Here is a 21,581-nt window from a genome sequence, read left to right as displayed (position 1 = left end):
TCTCGCAAGATAAGACAAAGAAAACACTGTTCTATCGAGGGTTTTGACGTTTTGGTATTTCTTCATTGACAGTGCTTGACCTTCCCCTTGAGGTAAGGTTTATTCTCAGCAACAGTTCATCGTTGAGGGTTATGTTATGCGTCAGTTCGATATTCCACTATCAGGTTTAAGCTGTATGGGTTGCGCTCGGAAAGTTGAGCGAGAACTTACCTCTCAGCATCGGGTTAACATCCATGATTTAACGCCACAACATATCACTCTGGATAGCGACAGCCCCTTTGTAGATTTAGAACAATCAATTCAATCTCTGGGGTATCAGGCAGGTCATCAGTATCAGTTCCACCTATCAGGACTAAGCTGCGGTAAATGTGTGGCCAAGCTTGAGTCTGCTTTAGAAGAAAGTGACGATATTGGACAATTTGATGTATCGAAAACCACGCTTTCTCTTTCGACGTTACTAACACAGCAACAAGTGAAAGATCTTGTCGCCTCTCTTGGCTATCAAGCCAGCGAGTCTGAATCAGAAATAGAAGAGCCAGAGACTCAACCACAAGCCACTCAGCCAAGCTCGCACCTTCACTCTTCCAATAACAAAGAAACCCTTCATTTTTTGATATTAGGAATGACATGCGCCAGTTGTGTGGCATCTGTAGAGCGAGCACTGACTCAGGTAGAAGGCGTAGACAAAGCTCAGGTTAACCTTGCGGAGCAAAGTGCCTTAGTTTTCAGTACCTCTAAAGACAACAAAACCATAAACGCTATAGCCAATGCAGTAGAAGAAGCTGGCTATCAGGCTGAAATTGTTGACGATCCAGCAACACAACAAGAGAAGCAACAGGCCCAACAAATGGCCGTGCAAGCACATCATAAGAAAAGTGCGTGGGCTGGTATTGTGATCGGCGTACCACTCATGCTTTGGGGTGTGTTGGGTGGCAATATGATGATCCGTACCAGTCAGGATCAGTTAATTTGGGGCGTCGTTGGGATTATTTGCTTCTGGCTTCTTGCTACCGCGGGAAAAAGCTTCTTCTCCAACGCTTGGCAAGCTCTTACTCACAAGCGTGCAACCATGGATACCCTCGTTGCGTTGGGTACGGGTGCCGCTTGGCTGTTCTCAATGTTAGTAGTGGCTTTCCCAGATTGGTTTCCACCAGCATCACGTCATGTTTACTTTGAAGCCAGCGCGATGATTGTCGGTCTGATTTCTTTAGGTCATTACATTGAGGCAAAAGCCAAAGCGAAGACCACTCGCTCATTGCAGGCTCTGATTAACCTTCAGCCTAATGAAGCGATACTGATTACCGAGTCTGGCGACCAAGTGATTGCAATTGACCAGATAACAGAAGGCATGCAGCTGCGAATCAAACCTGGTGAAAAAGCTCCTATCGACGGGCACGTCGTTTCAGGTGAGTCTTACCTCGATGAATCTATGCTTACTGGTGAACCTGTCCCCGTCTACAAACAATCAGGCGATACGATTTCTGCAGGCACGTTAAATCAGGATGGCAGCTTAGTCATTGAAGCAACGGGAGTCGGCAGCAATACTATGCTGTCGCGCATTATTACCATGGTACGGGAAGCTCAAAGCAGCAAACCAGCCATCGCCAAACTGGCAGATCAAATTTCGGCTGTCTTTGTCCCTGTCGTTGTCGCTATTGCTCTGTTCTCTGCACTAGTGTGGTTTATGGTTGGCCCTGACCCGAAAGCGAGCTACATGTTGGTCGTTACCACCACCGTACTGATCATTGCTTGTCCTTGTGCGCTAGGCTTAGCGACCCCGCTGTCGGTGACTGTTGGTATTGGTAAAGCCGCTGAAATGGGGATCTTAATCAAAGATGCGGATGTGCTTCAATCTGCAAGCAATATCGATACGGTTGTATTTGATAAGACAGGTACATTAACTCAGGGAAAACCTGACGTTCAGCATATCTTTGCTGTTAATCAGGACGATCAACAGCTGCTAATCGTAGCGGCTAGCTTAGAGCAATATTCAGAGCATCCACTGGCAAAAGCCATCGTAAAGCAAGCTCAAGAAGCTCAGCTTAGTTTGGGTGAAGTTCGCGATTTCAATAACATGCGCGGCATGGGAGTGACTGGTGTTTTAGAAAATGAAAGTATCGCGGTGGTTTCTTTGCCTTATGCTCAGAAACAAGAACTCAAGCTTGAAGAACTTGAACAAGAACTGCAGCGCTGTGCAGACAATGCCTGGACTCCAGTGATCGTCGTTCAGCAAAATCAGGTAACAGGATTAATCGCCATTGCCGACCCAATTAAACAAGACGCGAAACAAGCTGTGGATGCCCTGCTCGCAATGCAGATTACTCCTGTCATGTTAACTGGTGACAACCAGCATGTTGCTAAGGCGATAGCTAAACAACTCGGGATCGAACAGGTGATATCTCAAGTACTGCCTGATGAAAAGGCAGGTCATGTAGCTCAAATTCAGGCAAGCGGAAAGCGGGTTGCTATGATTGGTGATGGCGTCAACGATGCACCGGCTCTCGCGCTCGCAGACATCGGTATCGCAATGGGTAGCGGTAGCGACGTCGCAATCGAAAGTGCACAAATGACCTTGCTTAACTCATCACCACTGGCCGTTGTTAAAGCCATCGAACTTTCCAAAGCAACAATTAAAAATATGAAACAGAATTTATTCGGTGCGTTCATTTATAACTCTTTAGGTATTCCAGTCGCAGCTGGCGTACTGTATCCGGCATTCGGATTTTTGCTCAGTCCAGTCGTCGCTGGTGCAGCAATGGCGCTCTCATCAATCACAGTCGTGAGCAATGCCAACCGATTAAGGCTCTTTAAATCTTCGATTCGTTCATAGAGGTGTGTATGAAAACTCAAGTTATTTCCTTTGCGTCCCTTCTTTTACTGTCCGGTCACGTGCTGGCGGCAGACGTGCTCAACCACAAGTCACCATATTGTGGATGCTGCACAGAATGGACCAAACACATGCAGGAAGCTGGATTCACGGTTGAAGAAAAATTGCACGATGATATGAACCCAATCAAACAAAAGCTGGGGATAAAGCCACAATTGGCCTCATGCCATACAGCTGAAATTAACGGTTTTGTATTTGAGGGGCACGTTCCGGCAAAGGACATTAAAGCCTTTTTAGAGAACCCACCTAAAAATGCTAAAGGTTTAGCCGTTCCTGGCATGCCGATGGGTTCGCCTGGTATGGAATACGGCAATGAAAAAGATGCCTATTCTGTTTATGCGTTTAACGAACAAGGTCAGGTATTCGAATATCGCTCTTACCCTGGAAATTAGTAATAACCATTTCTGTTGATGCTTTTATATTTTTAAACGCCTGATTTTTTCAGGCGTTTCCACTTTACACAGACCACAAAAAAGCCTGAAATAGCAAGCAGTTAGATGAAAAATGTAATTCTATTCAACTATTTGTAAATTTATTTTTCGCCTATTTCAACATCCTCCGTTAACTTCCCTCCGGCGAAAAAGCGAGCATGCGTACCGCATTTCTAATATTGCTGCTAATTGATGGCAACTACTGTTTCTCATCAAATCAGTCCAGGCAATCACAACTCAATACAAACAATTACTTGAGCGTAAAACTATGAAAAAAACTCTACTTTTAGCGGCAACAGCTGCACTGGTTTCAATGCCTTCACTTGCGGATCAAAGCTACGTTGCACTAGAGCTTGGCGGAGGTTCGTATACAACTTCAGGCCAAGATTCAAGCGCATCAGCTTATCAGGATATTGAGGATACAGGTTTTCTTAGCCTTAAAGGCGGATACTACTTCAACAAAAACCTGAGAGCATACGGTTACATTCAAACTAATGGTGAGAGTAGTGTTGAGTACCAAACGTTTGGAATTACAGTAGCGAAAGCCGCGATTTCTAGCAACGAGATTGGTGCAGGTGCTGATTACCTACATAATGTTACTGAACAGTTTTATCTTCTTGCTGGCGCCAATTTAGGTGTTTATAAAAGTGAGCTTGAACTTTCAGCAATGGGGGTAACGCCAGCTGACAGCTCAAATACAGGACTGACTGCTGGGCTAAACCTAGGTTTAGGCTACCACTTCACAGACAACTTCAGTATGGAACTAGGTTACCGCCACAGCCAATACTTCAGCAATGAACACAAATTGAACTTCAGCGGCAACAACATTGAGGTTAATTTCGATGCCTCAAACACTGGTTACCTAAACGCTAGCTACTCTTTCTAAGCTAACGTCTATCAGGTGTGGTTGGACTCTCCACACCTGAATTTCCCATCTCTATCATTTAAAATTAAACAATCTCGGTTCAAGTTCTCATTTTTAAGACACCTAATGTCACATTCAGGACTTATAAGCAACATTGATATTGCGGTAGAATTCGCGTCCTCTGTTCAATCACGACGTACTTCGATAGCACTGCATGAATCTACTTGAAAAAGCTAAATCAGAACAATGCAATATTGCTATTGCAGATCTTACCTATAATCCAGCGGATAAAACTCTCCATTCCAAACAAGGAGAAATATCTCTTGAACCAAGAAACTTGGCGTTACTGGAAATTTTACTCACAAACGTTGGGAACCCAACGTCAATTGAAGAATTTATAGAGTCGGTCTGGGAAAGTCAGTACATCTCCAAAAATGTGGTCACCAACAGAATTAGCTTATTGCGGAACCTCTTCCGTGAACACTCTGAAGAAGCCGATCCATCTAAGATCATCATCACTTACCCAAAACGGGGCTATTACATTCCAGAAAGCGGCGTTCAGCTTGTAGCAAAAACATCGGACTCGAACAAAGCTCCGCAAACCGCTAAAAAGAGCGTTGAAAAAAAGCAAACAGCGCTGCGCTATTTTTCCTGGAGTTTAAATTTGATTTTGAGTGCGATCGCTGTAGTGTTCGCGATCCACACTTGGTCTCATTTTGAAGAAGACAAAAAAAGTAATACTCTGCATATCCCTCAGGTTAGGCTGCTTCTCGATAGTATCAATCATGAAGAACAGAGCCTGAACCAAACCGTTCTCAAATTAAAAGCACTGATCCTGCACTCACAAAGCTGTTCTCCGTATATCCATCTATCGAATATGAGTTCGCCAACCTACTACCTACAAAGCCTAAGCGAACATGAAAACTTCCCCGGCTCTGAAGCCTTTTATGACTCAGACTACACTCTGAGCTTTAATCTGTGGGAAGATACAAACGGAGTGTTGAACTTGGAGAGCCTTCTTCACCACTCTGCTTCTGGCCGAGTCGCATGGCGCAAAATATATCATCTTCAGCCTCCCTACTTAGCTGCAACGATTAACCAACTTAATGTGGATTTAAGTGAGTACTTCAAGCTCCCACAGCCGATAAAGCCATTATCTTCGAAGTTGTCTAGCCAAATTGTATCTGTATCAGAGCTGACTCTTGAACAACTGCTCTCCCGCCAGCTATCTGGGATTGAAGTACTGTTTTATACTCGAGAGTTACTTTTCACTCAGCAATCTAGTGACGGATTAAAGAGCTGGATAAAAAAGGTGAGGAAGCAAACTCCAGTTCCTCCACCAGATCTACATATGCTGCTAGCACTCCTTACTTATCGTTCGGGTGAAGTTGAACGCAGTTTAAGAATGCTGCAACGAGAATATGTAACCGAGATACCAGAAAATGCGCTGATCTTGTTACTGCAAGCCAACATCAACCGAAAAATAGGCAACAAGCAAATGTATGTTGCCCACTATCTCAAAGCTATTTCAGCACTTACCAGTACCATTGAAGCTGAGCGGGTACTCGATCATTACTCTAGCCCCGACAGACAACAGTCATGCCTCGACCTTTGGCGTGAGGCACTAAAAGACGTCAAGTACATTCAAGAGCCGCAGTCTGTTCTATGGCAAGGTATTGAGCAATTCTGCCAACCTTACGATTAATTATTGAGGCACAAAAAATCCACCTCGTGAGGTGGATTTTCTAATCAAACTGAGCTGTCTAGCGACCAATAAGTTCAACCATCATCTGAATATGGAGATCATCATCGTTCAAACATGGAATGAAGTTAAAGACTTCCCCTCCTTGCTCAAGAAATACGTCTCTGCATTCTTCCGAAATCTCTTCCAAAGTCTCAAGGCAGTCCGAAGAAAAGGCGGGCGTCATGATATCCAGCTTCTTAATGCCTTTTTCAGGCAACTTTTCCAGCGTTTTATCGGTGTAGGGTTGCAGCCATTCTTCACGACCGAAGCGGGATTGATAGGTCATTCCAATCTGCTCTTTGTTCAAACCTAATTCCAGTCTTAATAACTCTGTGGTCGCCTCACAGTGCTTGGGATATATATCCCCGTTGTCTGCGTAACGCTGAGGAATACCATGGTACGAACACAGTAAATAGTCACCACGTCCTTTTTCTGCCCAAGAGCGCCTTACACTCTCTGCCAACGCTTTAATGTAAGTTGGATGGTCATGATAATCGCGGAGCATTTTATACCCTGGCATCACCGGAATATTTTTAAATGCTTTGGTTAAACCATCAGAAACTGCGGCAGTGGTTGTTCCCGAGTATTGTGGGTAAAGTGGCAATACAATCACCTCTTCCACGCCCTTTTCTATCAAGGATTCCATCCCAGACTGAAGACTCGGATTACCATAAGTCATGCCAAGTTCAACTGGGATATCGATCGATTTAGCCAATTTCTCAGCTTGGCGCTTAGAGTAAACCATGAGAGGAGAGCCTTCTTCCATCCAAACACTCTCATACAACTTAGCAACTTTGGGTGAGCGAATAGGCAAAATGACGCCATGTAGGATCGGACACCATAACCAACGTGTCATATCCACAACACGTTGGTCATGCAAGAACTGGCTGAGAAAACGCTTTACTTCAGGAGCTGTAGGTGCATCTGGTGTACCTAGGTTAACCAGTAGCACACCCTGTTTTTTATTGTTTTGCATAGGACCCTGTCGACACTTTAAAAGAGGCTTTACGTTGGAAACTTCTTTATCGATCAATATGTAGCGATAAAAAAGCGACCCATCTGGGTCGCTTCCACTATATCAAACTTTTAAATTCTGCCGTTAGCAAAATTAAGCCAGTGCTTTCTCAATATCAGCGCTAACTTCGGCAACTTGTTTAGTACCATCAAACTTAAGGTACTTAGTGTTACCTGCTGCCGCTTCTTTACCGTAGTAGTCGATAAGCGGTGCAGTTTGCTCATGATAAACGCCTAGACGAGCACGAACAGTTTCTTCTTTGTCGTCATCACGCACAACCAGGTCTTCACCTGTTACGTCGTCTTTGCCTTCTACTTTTGGCGGGTTGTATACTACGTGGTAAGTACGGCCAGAAGGTAGGTGAGCACGACGACCAGCCATGCGTTCAACGATAACGTCATCAGCAACGTCAAATTCAATAACGTAATCGACATCAACGCCCATTTCTTTCAGACCATCAGCCTGAGGAATCGTGCGCGGGAAACCATCTAGTAGGAAACCTTTTTCACAGTCATCTTGAGCAATACGCTCTTTGATTAGACCTAGGATAATTTCATCAGAAACTAGCTGACCAGCATCGATAACAGCTTTAGCTTGTTTACCAAGCTCTGTACCTGCCTTGATAGCAGCACGTAGCATGTCACCAGTAGAGATTTGCGGAACACCGTATTTTTCCATGATGAAATTTGCTTGTGTGCCTTTACCTGCACCTGGAGCACCTAGAAGAATGATGCGCATGTTGAATCCTCTTAAGATAATGATGATTTATACCGAAGCTCACTATGATGTTCATAACAAACAACAGCCTTAGCTCACGGTAAGTTTCGGTATAACTGTTCTTTCAATTGACAATAAAACAGGCGTGCACATTACACGCCTGCTCACTTTGTTTCAAGATTGCATTCTATCACACAATCTGTTCGCGTAGCGCAGCTTACGACTAAAGAATGCTTAAACACTCACATTAAGCTGCAAACTTACGTTGTTTTATTCACGATAAGCGCAAATAAATCAAAAAGCCCGCATAATGCGAGCTTTTTGTTACCGTTTGACTATTAGCCCTTAGTCAAAAGCGAGTTGATGGCGCCGACAAATTGAGACGGGTCTTCCATCGAACCACGCTCAGCTAGCATTGCCTGACCAAGAAGCACTTCGACCCAACGACCAAACGCTTCTTCATCGGCTTCGTCCGCCATGCGTTTGACAAGCTGGTGTTCTGGGTTGATTTCGAAGATGTACTTTACTTCAGGTGCAGCCTGACCAGCGGCTTCAAGCAACTTCGCCATTTGTGTACCCATTTCAAAATCATCGGTCACAACAACCGCTGGTGTTGAAGCTAGCTTGAACGTAGTACGTACTTCTTTTACGCGTTCGCCTAAGTAGTCCTTCGTACGCTCAACAACAGACTTAAACTCTTCTTCCGTCTCTTTCTGCTTTTCTTTTTCTTCTTCGTTCTCAAACTTGCTCAGGTCAAGGCCTGCTTTAGTGATCGACTGGAACTGCTTACCATCAAACTCTGTTAGGTAGTTCATCAACCACTCATCGATACGATCAAACATCAGAATGACTTCGATGCCTTTTGCTTTGAACTGCTCTAAGTGAGGGCTGTTCTTCGCAGCAGCGTAGCTATCTGCTGTCAGGTAGTAAATCTTGTCCTGACCTTCCTTCATACGCTCAACGTAAGAGGCTAAACCGACCGTTTGCTCCGAGGAATCCACTTCTGTAGAAGCAAAACGCAGCAAACCAGCAACTTTTTCTTTGTTGCTCATGTCTTCTGCAGGGCCCTCTTTTAGAACCAGACCAAACTCTTTCCAGAATGACTGATACTTCTCTTCGTCATTTTTCGCCATGCGCTCAAGCATCGTAAGAACACGCTTAGTACAAGCGTTGCGCAGAGATTGCGTCACTTTGTTGTCTTGTAGAATTTCACGTGACACGTTCAATGGCAGATCGTTTGAATCAATTAAGCCACGAACGAAACGTAGGTAAGAAGGCATGAATTGCTCAGCATCATCCATGATAAATACACGCTGAACGTACAGTTTGAGACCCGATTTGTGGTCACGGTTCATCATGTCCCAAGGCGCTTTTGCTGGGATATACAGTAAGCTGGTGTAATCGTTCTTACCTTCAACACGGTTGTGGCTCCACACCAGTGGATCAGCGAAGTCGTGAGAAACGTGTTTGTAGAACTCTTGATACTCTTCTTCAGAGATATCAGATTTGTTGCGTGTCCAAAGTGCTTGAGCTTTGTTGATTTGCTCCCACTTCTTCTCACCTGTTTCTTTACCTTCTTCGTCGCGCTCGGCAGTTTGAATGGCAACAGGGATGCCAATGTGATCCGAGTACTTGCTGATCACTTCACGCAAGCGCCACTCGTTTAGGAACTCTTTACCTTCATCACGCATGTGAAGAACGATATCAGTACCACGAGATTCTTTCGAGATTGTCTCGATGGTGTATTCACCTTCACCAGCAGAATGCCACTGAACTGCTTCATCAGCTGACAGGCCAGCAGCACGAGTGCGAACTGTCACTGCATCGGCAACGATAAACGCTGAGTAGAAACCTACACCAAACTGACCAATCAGTTGAGAGTCTTTAGATTGGTCTTCCGACAGCTTTGAGAAAAATTCGGCTGTACCTGATTTTGCAATCGTACCCAAATGCTCGATCACATCATCGCGGCTCATACCGATGCCGTTATCAGAAATAGTTAGGGTATTTGAGGCTTCATCAAATGAAAGTTTTACACCTAATTCAGCATCGCCTTGATATAAATTAGGATTAGACAGCGCCTGAAAACGTAACTTATCTGAAGCATCAGATGCGTTCGAAATCAGTTCACGCAAAAAGATCTCTTTATTGGAATAAAGAGAATGAATCATTAAGTGAAGTAGCTGTTTTACTTCAGATTGAAAGCCACGAGTTTCTTTGTTTTGTGTTGCTGTATCGCTCATGATAGCTCCGTAACATCTATATTTATCAAGCCTCCGCATTGTCAACGGGGGCGATACTGAGATAATCTGCAAGTTAACATGAGGGTGACAATTGTAAATTCAAGGTCAAAAATCATAAAAACAGTGTTTTTTTGATCTTATTTTGACTATTCTTGCACCTCAAAAAATCAAAAAAACTAAACGTCACCTCCCTGATATAGGGATTTTTGCGCGCATCTGATGAAATCTATACAACAATAATGGTCATATCCAATGAGTAACATAGGCACTAAGTTCAATCTTGCTAACAGATTCACTTTTGACCCCAATACGAACTCTCTGGTGGACAAGTCAAACGACAATGAAGTCATTCGTCTGGGAAGCAATGAAAGTCGCATCCTGCTTTTACTGTCAGAAAAACCCAATGACATCGTATCCCGCAACGAACTGCATGACTTCGTCTGGCGAGAACAAGGCTTTGAAGTCGATGACTCCAGCCTAACTCAGGCGATTTCGACATTACGCAAGCAGCTTCAAGACTCAACCAAGTCTCCTCAATATGTCAAAACAGTGCCTAAGCGCGGCTATCAACTTATTTGTAATGTAGAACGTGCAACCCCATTTATGAGTGGAGACACTTCAGTAGCCGAAGAGGAAGCACTTGAAGCAGAAGATGTTTCGGTTGAACTGCCTACTGACTCTCATGTAGACGAAGTCAGCTCACTTAAGTCGACCGTTACGGAAACAAAATCAACACCAAACGTTAAGCCTCAATCTAGATGGGCTATACGTATTATGTTGGTTCTGGCACTACTTATTCCTTTGTGCGTTGTACTATTTACCAACCCAGCAGAATCAAAATTCCGCCAGGTTGCGGTTTACGATAATACTCCGGTGAAAACACCGATTAATCATCCTGATCTCAGTGAGTGGTACCCATCAATTGAGCAATGTGTGAAACGTTACAATGCCGCTCATGCAACCGTCGCTCCCGTCGAAGTAATCGCGACTGGTGGCCAGAACAATCAGTTAGTACTGAACTACATTCATTCACTAGACAACTCTGGTGAAAACATCACCGTTCGTATTTTTGCTGAACAGCAAGACCTCAGTAAAGTTTGCCAATAGGAATAACGACATGAATCAGAAAATCGCAGCTGGATTACTTGTTCTGTCAGCTCTGTTCAGTGGCTGGCTATACTGGGGCAGTGATCTAAAAGTTGAGCAAGTGCTGACCGCGAAGGAATGGCAGTCAAAAATGGTGACAGTAATTACAGATAGCCTTCAAGAAGAGTCAGTTGGCCCGCTTCGCAAAGTGGATGTCACCTCTAACGTGAAGTACCTACCTAACGGTAGCTACATTCGAGTTGCTACTGTTCGTCTGTATGCTAACAATGCAGAAAGTGAAAATGTCATCAACATATCTGAAACGGGCGAATGGGATATCAGTGATAACTACCTGCTGGTCTCACCTATCGAGTTCAAAGACGTTTCTTCAGCACAAAGCAAAGACTTCACTGCCGATCAGCTAAAACTCATCACTCAGATCTTTAAGATGGATGCTCAACAGAGCCGCCGAATCGACATTGTGAATGAGAAAACATTACTTCTAACGAGCTTAAGTCACGGCTCTACGGTACTTTTCTCTAACTAATTTCTACCTAAGGGGAGCATGATGCTCCCCTAATTTTATCTTACTCATCATGGATTGGATTCACTCAATTGGGCTATTTATCGGCTCATTTATCTCAAACACGCTTGCTTCCTTGTCTGGCGGGGGTGCTGGACTTTTGCAATTCCCGTTACTCATTTTCTTCGGCCTACCATTTTCCGTTGCACTTGCAACCCACAAGGTCGCCAGCGTCGCTCTCGGTATTGGTGCTGCGTTCACGCACATTAAGCAAAAAACGATAGACTTCAAAGTCGCTCTCTATCTGATTGCGGTTGGCAGTATCGGCGTCATCATCGGCGCCAATATCGTGTTGATGATTCCCGAGAAGCTGGCCGAAACGTTATTGGGGCTGATGATTCTGGCTATCGGTATCTACTCTCGCTTCAAACGACAGTTGGGCCAGCAAGAACTGCCAACAAATCGTCATACGCTAGGTTGGATATTCGGCGGGCTAGGCCTGATTCTAATTGGGATAATTAATGGCTCTCTCACGGCGGGCTCTGGGCTATTAGTGACTATCTTCTTAGTTCGCTGGTTTGGTTACAGCTATAAGCAGGCTGTCGCGTTCACAATGATTTGCGTCGGGCTATTTTGGAACGGCATTGGTGGTGCAGCGGTTGCACAAGCAGGCGCCCCAATTTACTGGCCATGGCTACCTATCTTATTGCTCGGTTCCTTCCTTGGCGGAGGACTAGGAGCTTACCTGAGCACTCGCTATAGTAATCAGGTTATTAAGGTTTGTTTTGAATTGCTGACCTTTGCAGTCGGCATCAAGTTATTACTGTGAGTTTTTATGGACAAAGCAAAAATCGATATTTATTACTGTCGCCAATGCAATTGGATGTTGCGATCTACATGGTTATCTCAGGAGCTGCTACATACTTTTAGTGAAGAGATCGAAACCGTCTCTTTACATCCCGATACAGGCGGTCGTTTTGAGATTCATTGCAATGGTCTTCTTATTTGGGAAAGAAAGCGTGATGGTGGCTTCCCAGAAGCGAAAGTACTGAAACAGAAAGTTCGAGATATCATAGATCCAGAAAGGGACCTTGGCCATTCTGATACTAAGTAAAAAATGCCCGCTTTAGCGGGCATTTTTTATAGTCGAATCGAGGCTAGCACCTGATTATCGAAGGTCACCACTTTTAGCTCCCCTTCTTCATAAACACCGAAACTAGGTTCAAAACCATTACGTGGGAACGTCACTGAGCCTGGGTTAAAGATGACTTGTTCCCCTTGCCACTGCGCAACAGGCACATGGGTATGACCATGTGCAATCACGTCCCCACGCTTTAAAGGAGGACGTTTGTCCGTGTTATACAGATGACCATGAGTAACAAACAAGCGATGGCCGCTCTCAAGCAACACCCATGCGTAATCCATCATCATCGGAAAAGAGAGCAGCATCTGATCTACTTCGCTGTCACAATTACCTCTAACAGCAATAATCTTCTGCACATATTGATTAAGTCGTTCCGCGGCTGCTGGAGGGTTGTAACCTTCAGGTACCGGATTACGTGGCCCGTGGTTAAGAATATCGCCCAGTAAAACTAAAGCCTCAGCGCCAGATTGGTCGAACTGCGCAAGTACTTTCTCGGTTGCAGGCAAACTGCCATGCAAGTCTGAGGCAAAAAACAATTTCATGACATCATTTCCTCAAAGAAACTGAGGCTATTTTACGGGTTCAACTATGTTTAGTCATCTCTTGCCATGCCATTAATCACAATATTGTTGTAGCTCACCATCCCTATAACCTGACCGTTTTCAATCACAGGTGCTCGACTGATACCAAAGCGCTCGAACAAACGTGCGCAATATTTCACGTTCATGTCAGGATCCACCGACAAAGCTGGTTTTGTCATGATCTCATAAATATTGATCCGATCAGGCGAGCGATTCTTTGCCAGCACTTTTTTCGCAATGTCATTCATTAGCACCAGACCGAACTCATCGTCTTCATTCCGTTTGTTCACAACCAAAGCTTTCACTTCATGGCTGCGAGCTAGCTGAATACCTTCTCTGACGGTTGTCAGGCCATCAATCATGACGTAAGTACTCGCCATCACATCACGTACACGGATTTTTTCATGACTGCTCATAATTCGTCCTCTACTACTTTGGTTAGTTTTTCCACCTGATGAGCAACGCCTACTGCATCTTCAATGTCGATCTGTACCGCTATTCCCTGCCCCGACTCCTGATCAAATTCTCCAACCTCACTGATGGTTTCAAGAATATGACGAGAAAGGTGCTCTTCGACAACGAACAGCAATACGTCTTTTTGCACTTCTAGGGTCAGACCAAAAAAGGTGCGCTTCTTATTTAGGCCTTCCCCTCTGGCGTGATTGATCACGGTAGCGCCTGTTGCACCTGCATTCCTGGCCGCATCCAGTACCGTTTCAGTTTTACTGTCTTCGACAAAAGCCAGTATCAATTTAAAGCGCATTTTCACTATCCTCCTTCGTCGACTCTTTGTTGAGCCAACGAGTGATTTGGGCATAACCCATAACAGAAATCATCGGGAACAAACTGGCAAAGGCAATCAGGCCAAAACCATCAATCATTGGGTTTCTTCCCGGAACGGTAGAAGCAAGCCCTAACCCTAAGGCGGCGACCAAAGGCACGGTGACTGTGGATGTCGTGACGCCGCCAGAATCGTAGGCCAGCGGGACAATTAACTTGGGAGCGTAAAAGGTCTGTATAACGACCACAATGTAACCAGCGATAATGTAGTAATGGATTGGATCGCCAACAACGATCCGATAACTCCCCAAAGAGATGCCAATTGCGACTCCCAACGCCACGGCGATGCGTAGGCCGTTCACACTGATAGAGCCACCCGACACTTGGTTAGCCTTAATAGCGACAGCAATCAGAGAAGGCTCAGCAATTGTCGTACTAAAACCAATACAGAAGGCAAATAAATACACCCAGTAGTAATCCTGCCAACCGATAGCGCCCGATACGCTGGTTCTAAATTCTTGTAAAAAGGCAGGGGCCGTCAATTGAGTCGCCATTGTTTCCCCGAGTGGGAACAACGCCAGCTCTAAACCGATAAGGAACAAAGATAAGCCAAGAATCACGTACCCGAACCCAAGCAATACTTTGGGTAGATTCGTTACTGGGCGGCGTAATACTGCAAACTGAAAGCCGAAAATAATCGATGCGATAGGGATGACATCGCTAATAGTGCCAAGAAAAGTGTCAACAAAGTGCGACCATTCAATCATGCCACCACCATTCCATAAACCATCACAAACATCATAGGTAACAAGGACGCAAAGGCGATTAACCCGAAACCATCTATCATCGGGTTACGACCTTTAATGGCCGATGCAAGCCCAACGCCGAGAGCTGTCACCAAAGGGACCGTGATAGTTGATGTGGTCACGCCGCCAGAATCGTATGCCACACCAATAATGGCATCTGGTGCAAACATGGTCAGTACGACAACCCCAATGTATCCGCCGATGATCATGTACTGAATCGACCACCCTTTAAGAATACGGAGTACGCCCAGCATGATGGCTATCCCTACCGATAAGGCGACGGTGTAGCGCAAACCATTGGCATAGTCGTCCTTCGCCACTTCTCCAGAAGCAATCATCCCCCCTTCGGCCGCAACTTCTGCTGCTTCATCGGCTACAGCAGTGAGAGCGGGTTCAGCTACCGTGGTACCAAACCCCAAACAAAACGCAAAGATCATCAACCAGAAAACGCTGCCCTTTCTAGCAAACGCCTGTGCCATGGACTCACCAATGGGAAACAGCCCCATCTCCAACCCGAAGATAAAAAACGTCAACCCCATGACAACCAGCATTAGACCGAACAATATCGATAACATATTGGGCAGCGGCTCTTGCAGCACCACCAGCTGAAAAAAAGCAATTACGGCAACAATTGGCAACAGATCCCGCATGCTGCCCAAGAACGCTTTTAGCAGCGCAGTAATTGCCTGCATAGAAACCTCTTTATCCGTGAAGTACTTGTTTATGATGACAAATGGATTGCACAGTTGATGTGACTCGCATAGCGGGATGGCCAACAAAAGTAACAAAATGTTAATTTTGTGATAATCATTAGTTTTGCATAATCAATGATCCTAATGGCTGCTAACTCGCTATAATTACTAGAATTACCATAGATACCACCTGAGTAATCTGGCATTTATGGAGGAGCAAAGGAGAGCGAAATGAAAGTACTACTCACTGGTGGCACAGGTTTTATTGGCAGGGAATTGCTGAAGCACTTCACAACGTACGAAGTCGTTCTGCTCACCCGCTCTCCCGCCAAAGCAAAAGCGGCCGTCAACCATGCTGATTTAGGTAACATCACCTACCTATCAGACTTAGAGCAGTACCATGACCTCAATGAATTCGATGCCATCGTTAATCTAGCGGGCGAGCCCATCGCTGACAAACGCTGGAGTAAGAAACAAAAAGAAGCCATTTGTAAAAGCCGTTGGGCTACCACAGAAAAAATCGTTGATTTGATCCATGCGAGCACATCTCCTCCCGCTGTGTTTATAAGCGGTTCTGCAGTTGGTTACTATGGCGACCAGCAGGATCACCCCTTCGACGAAGGACTGCACGTTCATAATGAAGGGTTTCCTCATCATGTTTGCGCAAAGTGGGAGCAGATCGCTAATCGAGCTCGTTCCGAATCCACTCGAGTATGCATACTCAGAACGGGAGTCGTGCTAGGGCAAGGCGGTGGAGCACTGGATAAGATGCTGCTGCCTTACAAGCTTGGCCTAGGAGGGCCCATCGGCAATGGCCGACAATACATGCCGTGGATACACATGCTGGACATGGTTCGCGGTATTGTCTATTTACTCGAGACCGAGCATGCCCATGGAGAATTCAACTTATGTGCACCTCACCCTGTGACCAACAAGCAGTTTAGCCAAACATTGGCGAAGTCACTCAAACGTCCTCACCTTTTGTTTACCCCAAAATGGGCTCTGCGTTTAGCTATGGGGGAAAGTTCAGTATTGCTGTTTGATAGTATTCGAGCTAAACCCAAAAAGCTTACAGAGCTCGGGTTTCGTTTCAGTTACTCCCGATTAGAGCCCGCTCTGAAAAATCTATTACAACATCACGAATAATCTTTTACTCTAAGCCATCTCCGTTGCGCTAGAAGAAAGGTTCTCATGTCTAAATCTATACTCATCACCGGTTGCTCGACCGGCATTGGTTACGTTTGTGCGCACGCACTCCACCAAAAAGGCTATCAAGTCATTGCTTCATGTCGACATATCGATGATGTTGAGCGCTTACGCAACGAAGGACTAACGTGCATACAGCTAGATCTGGCTGATAGCGATAGCATTTCAAGCGGCGTTAAACAGACACTAGAACTGACGAACGGCAAGCTTGATGCTCTGTTTAACAATGGGGCTTATGGTCAGCCGGGTGCTTTGGAGGACCTTCCTACTCAAGCTTTAAGAGAGCAGTTTGAAACCAATTTCTTTGGCTGGCATCAGCTAGTATGCGAAGTTTTGCCGGTTATGCGCCAGAATGGGCACGGCAGAATTGTTCAGAACAGTTCCGTTCTTGGCTTTGCAGCGATGAAATATAGAGGTGCGTATAACGCTTCCAAGTTTGCGCTTGAAGGTTGGACAGACACACTTCGATTAGAACTGCATAGCAGCGACATTCACATTAGCCTAATAGAGCCGGGGCCAATTGAGACTGAATTCAGAAAAAATGCACTCCAAGCTTTTCTAAAGTGGATTGATATCAAAGACAGCGTCCATCATCAGCAATACCAAAATCAATTACAGCGATTAGAAAAGGAGTCTTCTAACAACTCCTTCGTTTTACCAGCTGATTCTTGTATTGCGCCTCTTCTACACGCATTAGAATCAGACAAACCTAAGATTCGCTACAGAGTCACTACACCAACCAAAGTGTTTGCCGTGTTAAAACGGTTACTGCCAAGCCGATTATTGGATGGTATTTTGCGACGTGCTGCTTAAAAATAAAACACCGAGTGTAATTTTTTCGTAACAATAAGACGCTAACTTACACCCTGAAGTTGTTCACTTCATGACCTCATTTAAGCGTTACATTCGGTAAAAGACATGACATTAAACCAGTTAAACTGGCTAAGTGTGGGTGTTGCGCTAACTTTGTTTATCGTTTTATAAACACCTTCGCTTGCATTAGGCAGCAATCACACCGCTTTCACAAGCGGTGTTTTTGTATCTGCTATTCCCTTGATATCTATAGCAACCGCCCATATGTTTGTTGTATCCAACTCTTTGCAAGGAATCACCAGATGCAATCTCCTTTTATTGTGGAACTGAGCGAACAGAACTTCCGTCAAGTACTGGAAGGCTCAATGCAAACGCCCGTACTTATTCATTTCTGGGCCCCAATGAGCCAAGAAAGCACTCAAATTATTCCCGAGCTGCAAAATCTTGCTCAACAATATAATGGAGCGTTCACACTGGCATTGCTCAACTGCGAACAAGAGCAGATGATCGCAAGCCAATTTGGTGTACAAGCTCTGCCCACCATTGCATTATTTGTGAATGGTCAACCTGTCGATGGCTTAGGCGGTCCTCAAGAGCTCCCTACAATTCAAGCTATGCTTGCCAAACATCTACCGAGCCAAGATGAGCTTAATCTAAAACAAGCTGTAGAATGTCTTCAATCAGGCCAGCATGCTCAGGCTTTAGTACTTCTTCAGGCATTGCCAGATGAGCTAAAACAGAAAGGCGACGTAAAGCTCGCTTTAGCGGATTGCTTACTAGAAACTCAAAGCTTTGATCAGGCTAAAGCCTTGTTAGATACCATCCCTATGGAATATCAGGACAACTACTACAAAGGCTTAGTGGCAAAACTGGAGCTACACGATCAAGCGGCGAACAGCCCTGAAATCCAGTCTCTTGAGAATGCGTTGAAAGAAAATCCAGCGGATGCCAAAAACGCCGCAGAACTCGCACTGAGCTACCATCAAGTTAATCGTGACGAAGAAGCACTCGAATTACTATGGACCTTCTTACGCAGTGATTTAAATGCTCTTGATGGCGACATGAAAAAGCACTTTATGGATATTCTCGCAGCACTAGGTCAGGGAAACCCAATTGCCGCGAAGTATCGTCGACAGCTCTACTCTGTACTCTATTAACCTTCACTCAAATCACCTTTAAAGCCGGCATGCCCGGCTTTAATTTTGCGTGAATTTAGCACTGGTTCTCATTTATGTCATTGTGCTGCCACATGAATTAAGCAACAATCGACATAATAACTTATACAAGGACTCAGATATGGCTATCGACTCTCTCATTACTATCGGCATTTTTCTCATTGTCGCTATCGCTTTCATCATGGCAGGTGTCAAGACTGTACCTCAGGGTAACCACTGGACCGTCGAACGTTTTGGCCGCTACACACTGACTCTGAAACCGGGCTTGAACATCATCATTCCTTTCATTGACGGTATAGGTCATAAAATCAATATGATGGAGCGCGTGTTAGACATCCCCGCTCAGGAAGTCATTTCTAAAGACAATGCTAACGTCACTATTGATGCCGTCTGTTTTGTTCAAGTCGTCGATGCAGCGAAAGCCGCGTACGAAGTTAACGACCTAGAGCACGCCATTCGCAACCTGACACTGACTAATATCCGTACCGTTTTAGGCTCTATGGAACTTGATGAGATGCTGAGTCAACGTGATATGATCAACAGCAAGTTGCTGTCTATTGTCGATGAAGCAACCAACCCTTGGGGTGTGAAAGTAACACGTATTGAAATCAAAGATGTGCAACCACCAGCGGATCTAACCGCCGCCATGAATGCTCAAATGAAAGCAGAACGTAACAAGCGTGCTGAGATCTTAGAAGCTGAAGGTATTCGTCAGGCAGAAATCTTAAGAGCAGAAGGTCAGAAGCAATCTGAAATTTTGAAAGCGGAAGGTGATAAGCAAGCCGCTATACTTCAAGCAGAAGCTCGTGAACGAGCAGCTGAAGCCGAAGCGAGAGCAACAACTATGGTATCGGAGGCAATTGCCCAAGGCGACATGCAGGCTGTGAATTACTTCATTGCCCAAGGCTATACGGACGCATTGCGGGCAATTGGCCAAGCCGAAAATGGCAAGATTATCATGCTACCACTTGAGGCATCGGGGCTGATGGGTTCCGTGGCTGGTATCGCAGAAATGTTCAAGCATAAATCCGATCAAAATAAATAGAGGTGCTCTTGTTCGAATTACTCGATTCTCTCAATTATTGGCACTGGCTGGCCTTCGGGCTAGCTTTACTGGCTGTGGAGCTGCTTGGTACTGCTGGTTACTTTCTTTGGCTGGGTTTGTCGGCTTTAATCGTCGGCCTACTACTTACTTTACTTCCGATGAGTTGGCAACTGCAGTGGATTGCTTTTAGTGTATTTTCACTCATGACAACCTGGCTATGGTGGAGACGACAATTTAAGAAGGACTCCTCCGACGACCTAAACCGAGACTTAAACCAGAAGCAGAAACAACTCATTGGCCAGACAGTTCTGGTTGAAGAAAACCTAGCGCCAGGAAAGCATCGCATAAAAGTGGGGGATACCACTTGGTCAGCGCAAACTGAACACGCGATACCCGCAGGTACACTCGTAGAAATAACTCAAGTGAACGGTATTATTCTCACTATAGAAGAAAAAAAATAATCTCTATCTCAGGCTCTTTGTCTTAACAAAGAGCCTTTTTTCTTCTAGAAACACTTCCCTTGAAGTAACAAGTGATAGTATTCAAATACTTAACGTATTATTGTCTTGAATTAAGTTGCTATTTATACCGACAAATAGCATTAATCAAAATCAATCTTCTCATTTCAAACAAAATAACATTCTAACCATATCATTTGGTTATTAATTAGTTTCTCACAAAAAGTAAGAGTTATTTATTAAAGAAAATTTTAAATAACTAAACTTTTTTTTGATCTTTTATCGTTAAGCGACATACTGATAAATATCTCTTTAATGGGATCTTTAGTGAGGTGTTTATTATGAAATATTTCGTTGCGTTAGCATGTAGTCTTATTTTTAGTTTTTCGGTAGCAGCACAATCACCCGTAGGAAGCACTGCTTCGGGCCCAATAGTGAAATGTGAATTAAGCTCAGGGGTAGTTGAACGTATGCCAATAGTTATATGTGAAAATAGCGATGGTACGGTAATGAGATGAAAAAAGGAGCCTTTCGGCTCCTTCTCTTTTTATAATTCTAGCAGTTGTTTAATGATTGCTTTTCTTTCTTCTTTCGTTGCTTTTCCATACCAGTAACCAAACATTTCTTGTTGCTTGGAATCAGTTGTAAGCGTCAGTTTGGTTGAGTTGCGATTTTCAACCGCCCAGCTCAATAGATCATCACGTTGTTCTTTTGGCGTTTGCTCAAACCAATATTGTGTCATCTCTATCGCTTTTGAAGACGAGCTGTGAGCTACAGGAGTCGCGGCAGCAACAGGAGCAGCTACCACAGCCGGAGCTACATTAGAATTGGCACTGTTCACAATCGCTTCAATGTAACCTGAAGGGATAGAGAAAGTAATGTTATTAGCATTCGAAGCGGTCACATCAAATTTAAGATCTTGATACGGCTGCTGTGCGAGAAGCTGGCTAGACACTGGAAATCTGACATACTGAGTTTGAGTACATACATCACTACAGGTTTCCGCTGATGCAGCGTAAGGTTTTAGAGCTACCTCTTTATTGCTACCTTCAACCATTACTGTTTTAAATTCGTTATAGTTTTTAAAGTACTGCAATTCCATTTTAATAAAGGAATCCGGTACATTTTTTTTCTGTGTTGGAGTTACATAATTCAGCTCTAATGATGACTTCACCAACTGACTACCGTTCACTTCAAGTGCATCCGGCGTTAGTGATTTACCAACAATAATTTGATAGTTCTGTTTCGATTCAACTCGTTTTACTACATCGGTAAAATCGCTTGTTGAATCTAACGTAGTACAACCTACCATCAATAAAGGAAGTGACGCTAAAATAATTTTCTTCATATAAACCACCCTGGAAATGACT

At 44.5% G+C, this 21,581-nt stretch carries 22 protein-coding genes; 13 read left to right on the top strand and 9 right to left on the bottom strand.

Translation table 11 applies throughout. The features are described 5' to 3' along the window. Nucleotides 1-136: 136 nt before the first annotated feature. From IX95_RS13500 to IX95_RS13485, 4 genes are all read left to right on the top strand, one after another. Nucleotides 137-2,830, top strand: a complete 2,694-nt coding sequence (locus IX95_RS13500; protein WP_038160893.1) for a heavy metal translocating P-type ATPase — start codon at nt 137-139, stop codon at nt 2,828-2,830. Nucleotides 2,831-2,838: 8 nt separating this feature from the next. Next, nucleotides 2,839-3,279 carry a DUF411 domain-containing protein gene (locus IX95_RS13495; protein WP_038160889.1) on the top strand — a complete coding sequence of 147 codons (441 nt, stop codon included), beginning with the start codon at nt 2,839-2,841 and terminating at the stop codon, nt 3,277-3,279. Nucleotides 3,280-3,586: 307 nt separating this feature from the next. Further along, nucleotides 3,587-4,204: an outer membrane beta-barrel protein gene (locus IX95_RS13490; protein WP_021457038.1), complete on the top strand. Its 618-nt coding sequence runs from the start codon at nt 3,587-3,589 to the stop codon at nt 4,202-4,204. Between the two features lie 193 nt (nt 4,205-4,397). Next, the gene (locus IX95_RS13485; RefSeq protein ID WP_038160887.1) at nt 4,398-5,888 is read left to right on the top strand and encodes a winged helix-turn-helix domain-containing protein; all 1,491 of its coding nucleotides are present in this window, start codon (nt 4,398-4,400) and stop codon (nt 5,886-5,888) included. Between the two features lie 58 nt (nt 5,889-5,946). On the opposite strand, the gene hemH is transcribed toward IX95_RS13485, so the two are convergent. The 3 genes from hemH to htpG all read right to left on the bottom strand — a co-directional run bounded on the left by hemH (nt 5,947) and on the right by htpG (nt 9,902). Beyond that, nucleotides 5,947-6,903, bottom strand: coding sequence for a ferrochelatase (hemH, locus tag IX95_RS13480; RefSeq protein ID WP_006957392.1), 957 nt, complete (start codon nt 6,901-6,903; stop codon nt 5,947-5,949). A 132-nt stretch (nt 6,904-7,035) separates the two neighbouring features. Then, complete coding sequence (gene adk / locus IX95_RS13475) at nt 7,036-7,680, bottom strand: adenylate kinase (protein WP_006957391.1); 645 nt, start codon at nt 7,678-7,680, stop codon at nt 7,036-7,038. A gap of 317 nt (nt 7,681-7,997) precedes the next feature. Beyond that, on the bottom strand, nt 7,998-9,902 hold the full coding sequence (gene htpG, locus IX95_RS13470; protein ID WP_006957390.1) for a molecular chaperone HtpG: 1,905 nt from the start codon (nt 9,900-9,902) through the stop codon (nt 7,998-8,000). A 252-nt stretch (nt 9,903-10,154) separates the two neighbouring features. Here htpG and IX95_RS13465 point away from each other — a divergent pair, with 252 nt between their 5' ends. From IX95_RS13465 to IX95_RS13450, 4 genes are read left to right on the top strand one after another with little or no spacing between them, the layout of a single operon-like run. Then, complete coding sequence (locus tag IX95_RS13465) at nt 10,155-11,009, top strand: winged helix-turn-helix domain-containing protein (RefSeq protein ID WP_038160885.1); 855 nt, start codon at nt 10,155-10,157, stop codon at nt 11,007-11,009. 10 nt (nt 11,010-11,019) lie between these two features. Further along, nucleotides 11,020-11,535 (top strand): regulatory protein ToxS, encoded by a 516-nt coding sequence (locus IX95_RS13460; RefSeq protein WP_006957388.1) that lies wholly within the window; start codon nt 11,020-11,022, stop codon nt 11,533-11,535. A 49-nt stretch (nt 11,536-11,584) separates the two neighbouring features. Continuing rightward, nucleotides 11,585-12,340 (top strand): sulfite exporter TauE/SafE family protein, encoded by a 756-nt coding sequence (locus tag IX95_RS13455; protein WP_038160883.1) that lies wholly within the window; start codon nt 11,585-11,587, stop codon nt 12,338-12,340. A 6-nt stretch (nt 12,341-12,346) separates the two neighbouring features. Next, the gene (locus IX95_RS13450) at nt 12,347-12,625 is read left to right on the top strand and encodes a SelT/SelW/SelH family protein (protein ID WP_019274741.1); all 279 of its coding nucleotides are present in this window, start codon (nt 12,347-12,349) and stop codon (nt 12,623-12,625) included. 26 nt (nt 12,626-12,651) lie between these two features. Here IX95_RS13450 and yfcE read toward each other — a convergent pair whose 3' ends face one another. The 5 genes from yfcE to IX95_RS13425 are packed head-to-tail and all read right to left on the bottom strand — an operon-like array spanning nt 12,652 to nt 15,514. After that, the gene (gene yfcE, locus IX95_RS13445; protein WP_038160880.1) at nt 12,652-13,197 is read right to left on the bottom strand and encodes a phosphodiesterase; all 546 of its coding nucleotides are present in this window, start codon (nt 13,195-13,197) and stop codon (nt 12,652-12,654) included. A gap of 50 nt (nt 13,198-13,247) precedes the next feature. Further along, nucleotides 13,248-13,652 (bottom strand): CBS domain-containing protein, encoded by a 405-nt coding sequence (locus IX95_RS13440; protein ID WP_021457030.1) that lies wholly within the window; start codon nt 13,650-13,652, stop codon nt 13,248-13,250. After that, complete coding sequence (locus IX95_RS13435; protein WP_019274738.1) at nt 13,649-13,999, bottom strand: P-II family nitrogen regulator; 351 nt, start codon at nt 13,997-13,999, stop codon at nt 13,649-13,651. Before IX95_RS13435 ends, IX95_RS13440 begins: the two co-directional genes overlap by 4 nt. Next, nucleotides 13,989-14,783 carry a DUF1538 domain-containing protein gene (locus IX95_RS13430; protein WP_019274737.1) on the bottom strand — a complete coding sequence of 265 codons (795 nt, stop codon included), beginning with the start codon at nt 14,781-14,783 and terminating at the stop codon, nt 13,989-13,991. Before IX95_RS13430 ends, IX95_RS13435 begins: the two co-directional genes overlap by 11 nt. After that, the gene (locus tag IX95_RS13425) at nt 14,780-15,514 is read right to left on the bottom strand and encodes a DUF1538 domain-containing protein (RefSeq protein ID WP_021457029.1); all 735 of its coding nucleotides are present in this window, start codon (nt 15,512-15,514) and stop codon (nt 14,780-14,782) included. Before IX95_RS13425 ends, IX95_RS13430 begins: the two co-directional genes overlap by 4 nt. 231 nt (nt 15,515-15,745) lie before the next feature. Here IX95_RS13425 and IX95_RS13420 point away from each other — a divergent pair, with 231 nt between their 5' ends. The 5 genes from IX95_RS13420 (at nt 15,746) to IX95_RS13400 (ending at nt 20,214) form a co-directional block, all read left to right on the top strand. Continuing rightward, entirely contained in the window at nt 15,746-16,660 is a 915-nt protein-coding gene (locus IX95_RS13420) for a TIGR01777 family oxidoreductase (RefSeq protein ID WP_038160877.1), read from the top strand. 45 nt (nt 16,661-16,705) lie between these two features. Next, nucleotides 16,706-17,533, top strand: a complete 828-nt coding sequence (locus IX95_RS13415) for an SDR family oxidoreductase (RefSeq protein WP_038160874.1) — start codon at nt 16,706-16,708, stop codon at nt 17,531-17,533. A gap of 302 nt (nt 17,534-17,835) precedes the next feature. Further along, a complete protein-coding gene (locus IX95_RS13410; RefSeq protein WP_038160870.1) occupies nt 17,836-18,690 on the top strand; it encodes a co-chaperone YbbN in 855 nt (284 codons plus the stop codon). 139 nt (nt 18,691-18,829) lie between these two features. After that, complete coding sequence (locus IX95_RS13405; protein ID WP_019274732.1) at nt 18,830-19,753, top strand: SPFH domain-containing protein; 924 nt, start codon at nt 18,830-18,832, stop codon at nt 19,751-19,753. An 8-nt stretch (nt 19,754-19,761) separates the two neighbouring features. Further along, nucleotides 19,762-20,214 carry an NfeD family protein gene (locus IX95_RS13400; RefSeq protein WP_006957378.1) on the top strand — a complete coding sequence of 151 codons (453 nt, stop codon included), beginning with the start codon at nt 19,762-19,764 and terminating at the stop codon, nt 20,212-20,214. A gap of 544 nt (nt 20,215-20,758) precedes the next feature. Here IX95_RS13400 and IX95_RS13395 read toward each other — a convergent pair. Continuing rightward, a complete protein-coding gene (locus IX95_RS13395) occupies nt 20,759-21,559 on the bottom strand; it encodes a VvgS protein (protein WP_038160865.1) in 801 nt (266 codons plus the stop codon). Between the last annotated feature and the right edge of the window lie 22 nt (nt 21,560-21,581).

It is taken from the genome of Vibrio sp. B183 (assembly GCF_000740665.1).
In the GTDB taxonomy this organism is placed as follows: domain Bacteria; phylum Pseudomonadota; class Gammaproteobacteria; order Enterobacterales; family Vibrionaceae; genus Vibrio; species Vibrio coralliilyticus.
The sequence above is the reverse complement of the archived record's forward strand: the minus strand, read 5'-3'. Positions and strand labels throughout refer to the sequence as shown.

What these genes read in the sequence shown, in the direction of transcription:
- IX95_RS13425 (WP_021457029.1), bottom strand. Translation starts at nt 15,514, where the DNA reads ATGCAGGCAATTACTGCGCTGCTAAAAGCGTTCTTGGGCAGCATGCGG.
- IX95_RS13395 (WP_038160865.1), bottom strand. Translation starts at nt 21,559, where the DNA reads ATGAAGAAAATTATTTTAGCGTCACTTCCTTTATTGATGGTAGGTTGT.
- IX95_RS13450 (WP_019274741.1), top strand. Translation starts at nt 12,347, where the DNA reads ATGGACAAAGCAAAAATCGATATTTATTACTGTCGCCAATGCAATTGG.
- yfcE (WP_038160880.1), bottom strand. Translation starts at nt 13,197, where the DNA reads ATGAAATTGTTTTTTGCCTCAGACTTGCATGGCAGTTTGCCTGCAACC.
- IX95_RS13455 (WP_038160883.1), top strand. Translation starts at nt 11,585, where the DNA reads ATGGATTGGATTCACTCAATTGGGCTATTTATCGGCTCATTTATCTCA.
- IX95_RS13410 (WP_038160870.1), top strand. Translation starts at nt 17,836, where the DNA reads ATGCAATCTCCTTTTATTGTGGAACTGAGCGAACAGAACTTCCGTCAA.
- IX95_RS13495 (WP_038160889.1), top strand. Translation starts at nt 2,839, where the DNA reads ATGAAAACTCAAGTTATTTCCTTTGCGTCCCTTCTTTTACTGTCCGGT.
- IX95_RS13430 (WP_019274737.1), bottom strand. Translation starts at nt 14,783, where the DNA reads ATGATTGAATGGTCGCACTTTGTTGACACTTTTCTTGGCACTATTAGC.
- IX95_RS13405 (WP_019274732.1), top strand. Translation starts at nt 18,830, where the DNA reads ATGGCTATCGACTCTCTCATTACTATCGGCATTTTTCTCATTGTCGCT.
- htpG (WP_006957390.1), bottom strand. Translation starts at nt 9,902, where the DNA reads ATGAGCGATACAGCAACACAAAACAAAGAAACTCGTGGCTTTCAATCT.
- IX95_RS13460 (WP_006957388.1), top strand. Translation starts at nt 11,020, where the DNA reads ATGAATCAGAAAATCGCAGCTGGATTACTTGTTCTGTCAGCTCTGTTC.
- hemH (WP_006957392.1), bottom strand. Translation starts at nt 6,903, where the DNA reads ATGCAAAACAATAAAAAACAGGGTGTGCTACTGGTTAACCTAGGTACA.
- IX95_RS13420 (WP_038160877.1), top strand. Translation starts at nt 15,746, where the DNA reads ATGAAAGTACTACTCACTGGTGGCACAGGTTTTATTGGCAGGGAATTG.
- IX95_RS13440 (WP_021457030.1), bottom strand. Translation starts at nt 13,652, where the DNA reads ATGAGCAGTCATGAAAAAATCCGTGTACGTGATGTGATGGCGAGTACT.
- IX95_RS13415 (WP_038160874.1), top strand. Translation starts at nt 16,706, where the DNA reads ATGTCTAAATCTATACTCATCACCGGTTGCTCGACCGGCATTGGTTAC.
- IX95_RS13500 (WP_038160893.1), top strand. Translation starts at nt 137, where the DNA reads ATGCGTCAGTTCGATATTCCACTATCAGGTTTAAGCTGTATGGGTTGC.
- IX95_RS13485 (WP_038160887.1), top strand. Translation starts at nt 4,398, where the DNA reads ATGAATCTACTTGAAAAAGCTAAATCAGAACAATGCAATATTGCTATT.
- IX95_RS13435 (WP_019274738.1), bottom strand. Translation starts at nt 13,999, where the DNA reads ATGCGCTTTAAATTGATACTGGCTTTTGTCGAAGACAGTAAAACTGAA.
- IX95_RS13490 (WP_021457038.1), top strand. Translation starts at nt 3,587, where the DNA reads ATGAAAAAAACTCTACTTTTAGCGGCAACAGCTGCACTGGTTTCAATG.
- adk (WP_006957391.1), bottom strand. Translation starts at nt 7,680, where the DNA reads ATGCGCATCATTCTTCTAGGTGCTCCAGGTGCAGGTAAAGGCACACAA.
- IX95_RS13465 (WP_038160885.1), top strand. Translation starts at nt 10,155, where the DNA reads ATGAGTAACATAGGCACTAAGTTCAATCTTGCTAACAGATTCACTTTT.